This is a genomic window from Cedecea selenatireducens, from assembly GCF_042138895.1.
In the GTDB taxonomy this organism is placed as follows: Bacteria; Pseudomonadota; Gammaproteobacteria; order Enterobacterales; family Enterobacteriaceae; genus Cedecea; species Cedecea selenatireducens.
In genome coordinates, this window is sequence record NZ_JBHIKW010000006.1 from 262,356 (window position 1) to 274,532 (window position 12,177).

General features: G+C 56.3%; 9 protein-coding genes. 4 read left to right on the forward strand and 5 right to left on the reverse strand.

Annotated features, from left to right (window positions below; genetic code table 11):
- Positions 1–2: 2 nt before the first annotated feature.
- Positions 3–893: a siderophore-interacting protein gene (locus tag ACE38U_RS12610; protein ID WP_375529848.1), complete on the forward strand. Its 891-nt coding sequence runs from the start codon at positions 3–5 to the stop codon at positions 891–893.
- A 30-nt stretch (positions 894–923) separates the two neighbouring features.
- On the opposite strand, the gene ACE38U_RS12615 is transcribed toward ACE38U_RS12610, so the two are convergent.
- A complete protein-coding gene (locus ACE38U_RS12615) occupies positions 924–1,559 on the reverse strand; it encodes a TetR/AcrR family transcriptional regulator (protein WP_038473580.1) in 636 nt (211 codons plus the stop codon).
- Positions 1,560–1,806: 247 nt separating this feature from the next.
- Here ACE38U_RS12615 and bhsA point away from each other — a divergent pair, with 247 nt between their 5' ends.
- Positions 1,807–2,064: a multiple stress resistance protein BhsA gene (gene bhsA / locus ACE38U_RS12620; protein WP_038473578.1), complete on the forward strand. Its 258-nt coding sequence runs from the start codon at positions 1,807–1,809 to the stop codon at positions 2,062–2,064.
- Positions 2,065–2,169: 105 nt separating this feature from the next.
- Here bhsA and ldtC read toward each other — a convergent pair whose 3' ends face one another.
- From ldtC to melR, 3 genes are all read right to left on the reverse strand, one after another.
- On the reverse strand, positions 2,170–3,144 hold the full coding sequence (gene ldtC / locus ACE38U_RS12625) for a L,D-transpeptidase LdtC (protein WP_375529849.1): 975 nt from the start codon (positions 3,142–3,144) through the stop codon (positions 2,170–2,172).
- Positions 3,145–3,294: 150 nt separating this feature from the next.
- The gene (mfd, locus tag ACE38U_RS12630; RefSeq protein WP_176981106.1) at positions 3,295–6,741 is read right to left on the reverse strand and encodes a transcription-repair coupling factor; all 3,447 of its coding nucleotides are present in this window, start codon (positions 6,739–6,741) and stop codon (positions 3,295–3,297) included.
- 116 nt (positions 6,742–6,857) lie between these two features.
- Complete coding sequence (melR, locus tag ACE38U_RS12635) at positions 6,858–7,784, reverse strand: transcriptional regulator MelR (RefSeq protein ID WP_375529864.1); 927 nt, start codon at positions 7,782–7,784, stop codon at positions 6,858–6,860.
- Between the two features lie 248 nt (positions 7,785–8,032).
- Here melR and ACE38U_RS12640 point away from each other — a divergent pair, with 248 nt between their 5' ends.
- Complete coding sequence (locus ACE38U_RS12640) at positions 8,033–9,391, forward strand: alpha-glucosidase/alpha-galactosidase (RefSeq protein ID WP_176981105.1); 1,359 nt, start codon at positions 8,033–8,035, stop codon at positions 9,389–9,391.
- A gap of 81 nt (positions 9,392–9,472) precedes the next feature.
- Positions 9,473–10,903: a melibiose:sodium transporter MelB gene (melB, locus tag ACE38U_RS12645; RefSeq protein WP_176981104.1), complete on the forward strand. Its 1,431-nt coding sequence runs from the start codon at positions 9,473–9,475 to the stop codon at positions 10,901–10,903.
- 41 nt (positions 10,904–10,944) lie between these two features.
- Here melB and ACE38U_RS12650 read toward each other — a convergent pair whose 3' ends face one another.
- Complete coding sequence (locus ACE38U_RS12650; protein WP_375529850.1) at positions 10,945–12,009, reverse strand: acyltransferase family protein; 1,065 nt, start codon at positions 12,007–12,009, stop codon at positions 10,945–10,947.
- Between the last annotated feature and the right edge of the window lie 168 nt (positions 12,010–12,177).

Below are 12,177 nucleotides of genomic sequence, written 5' to 3' on the forward strand. Positions count from 1 at the left end.
CTATGGCTGGAGTTCAGGGCTACCGTCTGTTTAACGTTCAACTGGCGCGGAAAACTGCCGTGTCGCCTTCGCTGCTGAGCCTGGTGTTTAGCGGGCCGGAGGTGGCGCAGATGAAATGTGACTCGCCGGATCAGCGCATTAAAATGCTGTTCCCGTCCGAAGATGGTACGCCGCCGTCGCTCCCCGCTGAGGGGCAGTGGTATCAAATTTCCCTGGGGATGCCGAAAGAGAAGCGCCCGATTATTCGCACCTATACGCTGCGGCATGTCGATCCTGCCCGCCAGGAAGTGACGGTGGAGTTTGTCAGCCATGGCACCGAAGGCCCGGCTTCCGCATGGGCGATCAATTCAGTACCTGGCGATGTTATTCAGATCGTGGCGCCTAACGCGGCTCATCCGGAAGACAGCGGTGGCTATGAGTGGACGCCGCCTGCCGGGTTGCGCAATGCGCTGATTGTTGCCGATGAAACCGCGCTGCCTGCCGCGCGCGGCATTCTGGAAATGCTCGCGCACCAGGAGCATCCCCCGAAGGTTCAGGCCTTTTTTGAAGTCCCGGAAGAGGGCGACTGCGTGGACTTAAGCGCTTATGGCTTCGCCGAAATCAACTGGCTGCCGCGCAAAACCGTCTCCGCGACGCACGGTGAATGCCTGATTCAGGCGGTGAAAATGCAGGCGAGGGTGCCGGAAAGCAGCCATCATGAAGCCGTCCAGGAAGAGGCGGAAGACGAGCTGTTATGGGACAAGGCCACTACCGGCAGCAACGAGTTTTACGGCTGGGTGGCGGCGGAATCGACGGTGGTTAAGCTGCTGCGCCGCCATTTGATCGGCGAACGCGGCGTCGAGCACGAAGCCATCAATTTTATGGCCTATTGGGCGAAAGGGCGTCAGCGCTAACAAAAAGGGCGGCCACAGGCCGCCCCATAATCAGATCTTCTTCAACTGCGGCATCAGCATCACCGTCGTTTTCACAATCTGCATTAACTCTTCATAGCTGGCGTTCTCACGAGCGCTGACCGACATCCCCTGAATAATGCAGCACAGGTATTTGGCCAGGCAGCGAATGTTGCGCTCGGCCGGAATTTCGCCTTTTTGCTGGCGTAGCTCCAGGAACCGCACCAGCGTCTGCTCCTGCACCGCATGCCGGGCTTTTATCGTTTCGGCAATGTCTTCCGACGAAGCCGCCAGTACCGATGAGGTGCAGATGATAAAGCAGCCCGATGGGGTTCTTTTGTCGGTAAAGCACTGCGCGACCGCAGAGAGATAATTCTCCAGCGCGGCCTCCATGGTCTGATCTTCACAGAACAGGCAGGCTTCATGCTTCGCCGCAAAACGCGCGATGTAGCGATCCAGCACCGCGCGGAAAAGACCTTCTTTGTTGCTGAACTCCGCGTAGAGCGTGGGCGCTTTTGCCCCGGTGGCTTCTACCAGATGCGCCATGGATGTTGCTTCATAGCCATGCTGCCAGAAGAGTGTCATGGCCTTGTCGAGTGCTGCTTCCCTGTCAAACACCTTTGGACGGCCACGGCTTTTTTTACTGCAACTTAATGTCTCGGTTGCCATACCTGCCGTTTAACCTCTGTCTAATTAGTGAACACTCATTATAAAAATAATCGGCGGCGGTAGCCAGCGCCTTGTTATGAAAAATAATTATTTCTTATCACGATGAAAAATAGCGCTTTTTTTAATTACTTAACGGTCGTTATAAAAACGTATTGACGTGTGATATGGATCACGTTTATCATTTAGTTATCGATCGTTAACTAATTAAGTTTAACGACCTAACAATCACCTGCTTAGGACATAAATCATGAAAACCTTAACTACTCTGTTCGCTGCCGCCGTTATTAGCTCACTCTCATTCGCCAGCTTTGCGGCTGTTGAAGTTTCCGCTACGCCTGCCGGCCAGCAAAAAATCGGCAACATCAGCGCCGATGCGGGCAGCAATCTCTCTTCCCTGGAAGAACAGTTGGCCGCGAAGGCCGATGCAATGGGCGCTAAATCGTTCCGTATTACCTCCGTTAACGGTCCGAACACCCTGCACGGTACTGCCGTCATCTATAAATAAGCCAGACGTTAACCCTCAATACGTTTGACCTTATTCGTTATATGCCACTGCAAGTAAAAGGCCCTGTCTTTCGACAGGGCCTTTTTTTACGCCTGAAGTTTAAACTCAGATTTCGTTTGCTGGCTGGTCAGCCGTATGAGCATTGACGTTGACCGGCATCCCGGAGCGGTGCTCCATGGCCTGTTCCATCACCTGCGCATCGGTCTGCGGTGCGTTGCGGAACTTAGTCATCTGCTCGTTCAGCACAATCGGCAAGACTTTCGGATCGTCATCAATCGCTTTGGACAGCGGCTGGTGGACTTCAACCAGGCGTGAGCCGTCTGGCTCAACGGAGGCTTTGATTGGCGTGTTGATAATACGCACCGAAGTACCAACCGGCACCGTATTAAACAGCGCTTTGATATCGCCGTCGCGCAGGCGGATACAGCCGGAGCTGACGCGCATGCCGATGCCGAAGTCGGCGTTTGTGCCGTGCAGCAGGTAAACGCCGCCGAACGCCGCCAGGCGAATGGCGTGGTGACCCATCGGGTTATCCGGCCCGGCAGGGACAACCGCCGGCAGTTTTACGCCCTGCGCCAGGTAGCGCGCACGAATATTGGCCGTCGGCGTCCAGGTCGGATTCGCTCGCTTGTCGGAAATTTTTGTCACCATCGTCGGCGTCAGGGTATCGCCGCCCAGCTGGCCAATGCCAATCGGGTAAACGGTGACGCTATTTTTCCCTGCCGGGAAGTAGTACAGGCGCAGTTCGGCAAGGTTAATGACGATACCCTCGCGCGGCACGTCCGGCAGCAACATCTGGCGCGGAATAGTCAGTACGCTCCCGGCGCGCGGCACGTAAGGATCGACGCCGGGGTTGGCCTGCAATAAAGCCAGGAAGCCGACGTTATATTTTTTCGCAATAGCCTCCAGCGATCCGCCGTCGTTGGCAACCTGATGGAACAGGTTTTTGCCTATCAGGCGGCTGTTGGCGGCGGGAAGCGGGTAATCGTTAGCGCTGGCGGGCAGCGCCATTGCTGCTGCGCCCAGCAAGGCTGCGGCGGCAAACCAGCGGCGGAAAGACAAAGTACGCGATGCAAACATAGCTTAAACCCTGCGATTATAATGGCTAATTTCTTAGGCAGACAAACGCCAATTATCGGCGACTCGCGTGTCGGGAAGTCCTGGGGATTGCAAAGAATGTGTAAATGTCACAGAAAGTTGCGCCTTACCGTGCGGTAAGGCGCAGAGGTATCAGGCCGCGGCGTTTTCCGCCAGGCTGTTCATAAAGTTGCGCACCCATTCCATGCGCGTTTTTCTGTCCTCAAGCTCCTGGAAGAACTTCAGTCGGGTAGGCCCGTCAAGGCGGTAATGCTGCGGCTGCTTCTGCAGCAGGCCAATCAGCCACACCGGATCGACGTGGTTTTTCTCCGCGAACTCTATGGTGCCGCCTTTTTCATTGCCCTCAATCTTACGCACGCCAAGCTTCTGGGCCTGCTGGCGCAGCGCGGCGATATCCAGCAGATTGCGGGCCGGATCAGGCAAAATCCCGAAGCGGTCGATAAGCTCCACTTTCAGCTCGTCCAGTTCGTGCTCACCCTTCGCGCTGGCAATACGCTTGTAGAACGACAGGCGGGTATTCACGTCAGGAATGAAATCATCCGGCAGCAGGGCAGGCATACGCAGCTCGACTTCCGTCTGGCTGTTGGTGAGATCTTCCAGCGACGGCTCGCGGCCTTCTTTCAGCGCGTCAACGGCGTTTTCCAGCAGCTCCATGTACAGCGAGAAGCCGATGGTTTCCATTTGCCCGCTCTGATCTTCGCCCAGCAGCTCGCCCGCGCCACGAATTTCCAGGTCGTGGGTGGCTAACGCGAACCCGGCGCCTAAATCCTCCAGCGAGGCAATGGCCTCCAGGCGTTTTTGCGCGTCGGTGGTCATAGATTTTGGATGCGGCGTCAGCAGCCAGGCATAGGCCTGGTGGTGCGAGCGCCCGACGCGGCCACGGAGCTGGTGCAGCTGGGCGAGGCCAAAGTGGTCGGCCCGCTCGATGATGATGGTGTTGGCGGTCGGAATGTCGATCCCGGTTTCGATGATGGTGGTACACACCAGCACGTTAAAACGCTGGTGGTGGAAGTCGTTCATCACCCGCTCCAGCTCGCGCTCGCGCATCTGGCCGTGGCCGATGGCAATGCGAGCCTCTGGCACCAACTCGGCCAGCTTGTCGGCGGCTTTCTGGATATTTTCGACGTCGTTGAAGAGGTAGTAAACCTGGCCGCCGCGCAGCACTTCACGCAGGATAGCCTCGCGCACCACCAGGCTGTCGTATTCGCGCACGAAGGTTTTCACCGCCAGGCGGCGAGCCGGTGGCGTGGCAATAATCGACAGGTCGCGCATGCCGCTCATCGCCATATTCAGGGTGCGCGGAATTGGCGTTGCGGTCAGCGTCAGGATATCCACGTCGGCACGCATGGCTTTAATGCGCTCTTTGTGGCGCACGCCGAAGCGGTGCTCTTCATCGACGATAAGCAGCCCCAGGTCGCGCCATTTCACGTCGGCCTGCAGCAGCTTGTGGGTGCCGATCAGAATGTCGATTTTCCCTTCGCTTGCCTGTTCCAGAATTTGCGTCTGCTCTTTGGCGCTGCGGAAGCGGGAGAGCATTTCAATGCGCACCGGCCAGTTGGCGAAGCGGTCGCGGAAGTTGTCGTAGTGCTGCTGAGCCAGCAGCGTCGTCGGTACCAGGACCGCCACCTGCTTGTTGTTCTCCACCGCCAGGAACGCGGCGCGCATCGCCACTTCTGTTTTGCCGAAGCCGACGTCGCCACACACCAGCCTGTCCATTGCCAGCGGGCGACACATGTCGCTCAGCACGGCGTTGATAGCCTGGGCCTGATCCGGCGTGGTTTCAAACGGGAAGCTGTCGCAGAACAGCTGGTACTGCTCGCGGTCGTGCTTAAAGGCAAAGCCCTCTTTGGCGGCACGCATCGCATAGATATCAAGCAGTTCGGCGGCGACATCGCGCACTTTCTCCGCCGCCTTCTGACGGGCACGGGACCAGGCATCGCTGCCGAGCTTATGCAGCGGCGCGTTGTCGTCGGCCCCGCCGGCGTAACGGCTGATAAGATGCAGGGACGAAACCGGGACGTAGAGTTTGGCGTCGCCCGCGTAGGTCAGCATCAGGTATTCGGCGGTAATGCCCCCGGCTTCCAGGGTGGTCAGCCCGGCATAGCGGCCCACGCCGTGCTCAAGGTGAACCACCGGCTGGCCAGCATGCAGTTCCGCGAGGTTGCGAATCAGCGTGTCCGGGTTAATCGTGCGGCGGCTGTCCTGGCGACGACGGCTGACGCGTTCGCCCAGCAGGTCGCTTTCGCAAATCAGTGCCCGGTTGCGCAGAGTATCGATAAAGCCGTGCTCGCTGGCGCCGATCGTCAGATAGCGGCCGTTGCTTTCGGCTTCTTCCAGGCGGTAAATGCGTTTTGGCGCGACTTTAATGCGCCCGAGCAGTTCGCCCAAAGCTTCGCGGCGGCCTTCGCTTTCGACCGAGAAAATCACCGGCCCGGTGAAGGACTCGAGGAACTTACGCAGGCTGTCCAGCGGGGCTTTTTGCTGCGCCTGAATGGCCAGGTCCGGCAGCGCCTGGTAACCCAGGTTCACGTTGGCGGCTTTCTTCGCCAGCGAATCCGTTTTGAGCTGCACGCGAGGCCAGGCTTTAAGCTGGCTAAACAGCGAGTCGGTTTTCAGCCACAGATCTTCCGGCGGCAGAAGAGGACGCATCGGGTCCACGCCGCGGTTTTCGAAGCGGGCGTGAGCATCCAGCCAGAAGCGCTCCGCGCTGGCCTCAAGATCGCCGGTATTCACCAGCAGCGTGTTGGCCGGGAAATAGCTAAACAGCGTCGGCAACGGTTCGCTGAAGAACAGCGGCTGCCAGTATTCGATCCCGGCAGGCAGCGTGCCTTTACTGACCTGCTGATAGATATGCTCGGCATCACGCTTCACGTCGAACCTGTCGCGCCACTGGCTGCGGAACAGCTCAATCGCGTTTTTGTCGGTCGGGAATTCATGGGCCGGCAGCAGGTTGATGGCGTCAACCTCTTCCAGCGTGCGCTGGGAGTCCACGTCGAAGACGCGCAGGCTGTCGATTTCATCGTCAAAGAAATCGATGCGGTACGGCTGGCTGCTGCCCATCGGATAAAGGTCAAGCAAGGCGCCACGGGTGGCAAACTCGCCGTGCTCCATCACCTGATCGACGCTGCGGTAGCCCGCCTGTTCCAGCTGCGCACGCAGGTTATCCCGCGACAGGCGCTGGCCCTTTTTCATCACCAGCGCGTGGCCGTGCAGGTAGCTATGCGGGCAAACGCGCTGCATCAGCGTATTCACCGGCATGATCAGCACGCCGCGCTGCATAGTCGGCAACTGGTAAAGCGTGGACAGGCGCGACGAGATGATTTCCTGATGCGGCGAAAAGCTGTCGTAAGGCAGCGTTTCCCAGTCGGCGAGATTAACAACCAGGTTGTCGGTGAACTGGGTGATTTCATCGTGCAGGCGCAGCGCGTTCTGCATGTCCGGGGCAATCAGTACCACCGGGCCGCTATGGCGTTCAACGATTTCAGCCACTTCGGTGGCGCAGGCCGAACCGGTCAGCTCGCCCAGCAGGCGTTGTTCACCTGGTTTACTCGGTAGGTCGTAACGGACATGTTCAGGCATAGTCAGCGCGCGTTCTCCAGAAAACCGTGTTCTCACGGTAATAATATAAATTTGCTCTACTTATTATCCGTGATGGTGGCGGGAGTGCAACCGCTGAAAATGACGATAGATGCGGTTCAGAGCATTTGTCGTTTCTGCTGGCTGAGCTTGCGGTACTGCTGGGGTGACATCCCGACGTAGCGGCTGAACGTGCTGTAGAATCGGCTGCTGGACCGGAAGCCTGCCGTCATCGCCACGTCGAGAATTGTTTTGTCGGTGTCGCTGAGCAGAGCGCGTACGTGATTAACGCGCATCACCGTAATGTATTGTTTTAACGTGAGCTGCATGACGCGCTGGAAAATTCCCATCGCATAGTTGGCGTTGAGTTTAACGTGATCCGCGACGTCGTTAATGGTCAGCGCCTTATCGTAATTATCGGCAATGAAGCCCAGCATCTGGCTGACGTAGAATTGTGCGTGGCGCGAGACGCTGTTCTTGTGCGTACGCGAGGTTTTGTTGAGCAAGATTGGCCGCCATCCCGAAAGGCTAAAGCGTTTAAGCATCAGGCCAATTTCATCAATTACCAGTTGGCGTATCTGCTCGTTCGGGCTGTTGGCCTCCTGCTGCCAGCGCAGGACTTCGAAGCTGCTGAGCTGCTGAGTCTCGAGTGATTTCACCACCATGCCGTGAGTCACGTGGTTAATGAGTTCGCGATCCAGTGGCCAGGAGAGAAACAGGTGCATCGGCAGGCTCAAAATCGCCATTTGTCGGCAGTTGCCCGGGCGCGTTAACTGATGCGGCGTACAGGCCCAAAACATCGTGATATGGCCCTGTTTGATCTGCACCACTTCGTTGTTGATCAGATATTCCACGTCGCCATCAAACGGCACGTTAACCTCCACCTGGCCGTGCCAGTGGCTGGCGGCCATGGCGTGCGGTCGACGCAGCTCAATATCCATACGCTGATATTCAGAATAGAGTGACAGCGGACTGCGAGTCTGTTTCTCATCGCCATTGCACATATGCGGGTCAGGCGGCAGAAAGGTAATTGGCTCATCGATCATCGTCACTCCATTTCCTGAATTATCAGAATCATGCCATCAGTACGGATTCAGCCTCCGCCTCTTCACCAGATAGTAGCCTGGTTAACAGGCCGGATACTCTGCTTTTCAGCCTATTTACTCCCAAAAGCTCAGATCGTGTTGTGAACGACATCAGATCTGAGTTTCCGGGAATGCTCATTAGGGAAGATGGAGGTTTTTGCCGGGTATGCGTGCCACGATGAAAACGTTAACTACTGTTCTGGAGAGTCATGATGACACCACCAAAAATTACCTTTATCGGCGCAGGTTCGACTATTTTCGTCAAAAATATCCTGGGCGATGTTTTTCATCGTGAGGCGCTCAAATCGGCGCACATTGCGCTGATGGATATTGACGAGACGCGGCTGGAAGAGTCACACATCGTGGTGCGTAAACTGATGGATTCCGCCGCGGCTTCCGGCCATATCACCTGTCACACCGATCGCAAAGCCGCGTTGCAAGGGGCGGACTTTGTGGTGGTCGCTTTTCAGATTGGCGGCTACGAACCTTGCACCGTCACCGATTTTGAGGTTTGTAAGCGCCATGGGCTGGAGCAAACGATCGCCGATACTCTTGGCCCTGGTGGCATTATGCGCGCCCTGCGCACCATCCCGCACCTGTGGCAGATTTGCGACGATATGACCGAAGTGTGCCCGAACGCGACGATGCTTAACTACGTTAACCCGATGGCGATGAACACCTGGGCAATGTATGCCCGCTACCCGCATATTAAGCAAGTGGGACTCTGCCATTCGGTGCAGGGCACGGCGGAAGAGCTGGCGCGCGACCTGAACATTGACCCTGCCACGCTGCGCTACCGCAGCGCCGGGATTAACCATATGGCGTTCTATCTGGAGCTGGAGCGCAAAACTGCTGAGGGGCATTACGTCAGCCTCTATCCGGCGTTGCTCGCGGCCTATGAAGCAGGCCAGGCACCGAAACCGAATATTCATGGTAATACGCGCTGCCAGAATATTGTGCGCTATGAGATGTTTAAAAAGCTGGGCTATTTTGTCACTGAATCGTCAGAGCACTTTGCAGAATATACCCCGTGGTTTATCAAGCCGGGGCGTGAAGATCTGATTGAACGCTATAAAGTGCCGCTGGATGAGTACCCGAAACGCTGCGTTGAACAGCTTGCCAACTGGCATAAAGAGCTGGAAGAGTACAAAACAGCGGAGCGTATTGATATTCAGCCATCGCGCGAGTACGCCAGCACCATTATGAATGCCATCTGGACAGGCGAACCCAGCGTGATTTACGGCAACGTCCGTAACGACGGGCTGATTGATAATTTGCCGCAGGGGAGCTGCGTTGAGGTGGCCTGCCTGGTGGATGCCAACGGTATTCAACCCACCAAAGTCGGGGCTATTCCATCGCATCTGGCTGCCATGATGCAAACCAACATCAACGTGCAGATGCTGTTGACCGAGGCCATTCTGACCGAAAACCGTGACCGTGTTTACCATGCGGCAATGCTGGATCCGCATACCGCTGCCGTTCTGGGTATTGAGGAGATTTATGCGCTGGTGGATGACCTGATTGCCGCTCACGGCGACTGGCTGCCAGCCTGGCTGCACCGCGAATAAAAAACGACGCCGGGCATCAGTTCCGGCGTTTACCTCTCTAATAACAGAAGGCGGGCGCTGGTAACAGCGACCCGGTACCCTATGAGCATCTCTCTGACAACAAAGCTCAGTTACGGATTCGGTGCGTTTGGTAAGGATTTCGCCATTGGTATCGTCTACATGTACCTGATGTACTATTACACCGATGTCGTGGGTTTATCTATGGGCGTGGTGGGAACGCTGTTTTTGGTGGCAAAAGTCTGGAACGCGTTTAATGACCCGGTGATGGGCTGGATTGTTAACGCCACGCGTTCGCGGTGGGGTAAATTTAAGCCGTGGATCCTTCTCGGTACGCTGACGAACTCGCTGGTGCTTTTTTTATTGTTCAGCGCCCATCTTTTTGAAGGCACGACGCAGGTGGTGTTTGTCTGTGTCACCTACATTCTGTGGGGCACGACCTATACCCTGATGGACATTCCATTTTGGTCGTTGGTGCCAACCATCACCCTCGATAAACACGAACGCGAACAGCTGGTGCCGTTTCCTCGCTTTTTTGCGAGCCTGGCCGGATTCGTGACCGCCGGGGTGACGCTGCCGTTCGTGAACGCTGTGGGCGGTGCGGACCGTGGATTTGGTTTTCAGATGTTCACGCTGGTACTGATCGCCTTCTTCATCAGCTCAACAATTGTCACGCTGCGTAATGTCCATGAGGTGTACTCGTCAGACAGCGAGGCCACGGCGGACAGTAGCCGGCTGTCGCTGAAATCGATTCTCGCCCTGATCTACAAAAATGACCAGCTTTCGTGCCTGCTGGGGATGGCGCTGGCCTACAACGTTGCGTCCAATGTCATTACCGGCTTTGCCATTTACTATTTCACCTATGTTGTCGGCAACGCGGATCTGTTCCCGTACTATCTCTCGTATGCCGGGGCGGCAAACCTGATCACTCTGGTACTGTTCCCGCGGCTGGCGAAAACGCTGTCCCGCCGAATCCTGTGGGCTGGGGCTTCGGTTCTGCCGATAGTCAGCGGTGGCGTGCTGCTGCTGATGGCGCTGGCTGGCTCTGCCAATGTTCTGGTTATCTGCCTTGCAGGCGTATTCCTTAACGTCGGTACCGCGCTGTTCTGGGTGCTACAGGTGATTATGGTGGCTGATACCGTTGATTACGGCGAGTACAAGTTTAACGTGCGCTGTGAAAGTATTGCCTATGCGGTGCAGACGATGGTGGTAAAGGGGGGTTCGGCGTTTTCGGCCTTCTTTATCGCGGTAGTGCTTGGCGTGATTGGCTATGTACCTAACGTCGCCCAGTCTGCCGAAACCATTCTCGGGATGCAGTTCATCATGATTGCGCTGCCGACAGTGTTCTTTGCCATCACCCTGGTGCTCTATTTCCGCTTCTATCGCTTGAACGGCGATCGGCTTCGCAAAATTCAAATTCACCTGTTGGATAAATATCGCAAAGTGCCGCAACCCGCTGCGCAGCAGGACACATCGGCAATACCGATAGCCGTTACTCGCGATGCCCAGGCTTAATCCATGAAAAAGCAACCCGCCGAAGCAGGCTGCCATGATACTCAGGAACGGGCGGCGATTTGGGCGGGAGGCGAGAAAAACAGGTCGCCGAACAGCGCCACGGAAAGTTTGCGGAAGCCGAGGCCAACCAGCGTACAAATGCCGAGGCTGACAAACGGATAGACCAGCAGAATCGCCAGCACCAGCGAGTCGGAAAAATCACCGGCATTGATTTTAGCCAGCATGACGAGGCTCAACGCCTCAATCAAAATGCGGTGCGTAGTATAGATGGCGATGGTGTTGGAGCCGACAACGTTAAGGAAGCTGTCTTCTCGTGCTTCGCGCCAAGCGTTCAGCAGGTAGAACACGCGCAGGATAGCCACGATCGACACCAGAGAAATCACCAGCGGCACGTTCACAAAATAAAGTGCCAGCGATCCCACGGCTACGGCGGCGCAGCTAAACGGGTGTTGCGAAAAGCGGAAGTCCTTCATCCAGGCCATCAGCAAAGGGCCAAACCACGCGCCCAGACCGTAATACACCATATTGCGCACCACGCTGTTCAGCCCCCACCAGGGCAACGGCGCAAAGGCGATGACCACGTTGATCCCCATCAGCACCATCAGGACGGGAATGCGGTAGCGGCGCAGCGCTTTAAATATCACGAAGTAGACCAGCAGGGCATAGAGATACCACAGGCTGGTGCTGGCCTTCGCCATACTGAGAGCGAACTGCCCGAGCGAGTCGGCGTAGGCGGCGTTCGACGCCGGGTTGCGCTCGAGATCCGGCGCCAGCCACTGGTTGAGGTGTGTGAGCGCGACCCACTGAATCAGGCCCCACAGCAGCAGCACGTAGAAAATGCTCCACAGCCGTTTATCCACGCTGTCTCGCCACCTGACCTCATGGATATAGCGGGTTATCAGGTAACCGGAAATAAAGAAAAACACCGGCATACGGAAGGGGGCGAGGTAGAGATTGAGGTAAACCCACAGTTTGGCGACGTACTGATTCAGGCCTGGCCCGAGGGCGGTGAGGTGAGGGTAGAACGTAATCACCGAATGGTAGATAACCACCAGGCAAATGCATAATCCTTTGATTTGGTTGATCCAGAGTTGCTTTTTCTTCATGCCATATCCACGTCGTTACGGGCTCCAGTAAAGATTGGCCTGTTATCCTGGTGTTAAATCGAGGCGATCACGACCTCAATTGTCTGTTTTTGGCGCTGATTTGGTAAATTTAGGAAAAGTTGCAGGCACTTGAGAAGTAACGGGAATAATTTAGGCGATGGAATTCAT

Coding starts and splice junctions, on each gene's coding strand:
- bhsA (WP_038473578.1), top strand. CDS start 1,807: ATGAAAACCTTAACTACTCTGTTCGCTGCCGCCGTTATTAGCTCACTC.
- ACE38U_RS12640 (WP_176981105.1), top strand. CDS start 8,033: ATGATGACACCACCAAAAATTACCTTTATCGGCGCAGGTTCGACTATT.
- ACE38U_RS12615 (WP_038473580.1), bottom strand. CDS start 1,559: ATGGCAACCGAGACATTAAGTTGCAGTAAAAAAAGCCGTGGCCGTCCA.
- ACE38U_RS12610 (WP_375529848.1), top strand. CDS start 3: ATGGCTGGAGTTCAGGGCTACCGTCTGTTTAACGTTCAACTGGCGCGG.
- mfd (WP_176981106.1), bottom strand. CDS start 6,741: ATGCCTGAACATGTCCGTTACGACCTACCGAGTAAACCAGGTGAACAA.
- melR (WP_375529864.1), bottom strand. CDS start 7,784: ATGATCGATGAGCCAATTACCTTTCTGCCGCCTGACCCGCATATGTGC.
- ldtC (WP_375529849.1), bottom strand. CDS start 3,144: ATGTTTGCATCGCGTACTTTGTCTTTCCGCCGCTGGTTTGCCGCCGCA.
- melB (WP_176981104.1), top strand. CDS start 9,473: ATGAGCATCTCTCTGACAACAAAGCTCAGTTACGGATTCGGTGCGTTT.
- ACE38U_RS12650 (WP_375529850.1), bottom strand. CDS start 12,009: ATGAAGAAAAAGCAACTCTGGATCAACCAAATCAAAGGATTATGCATT.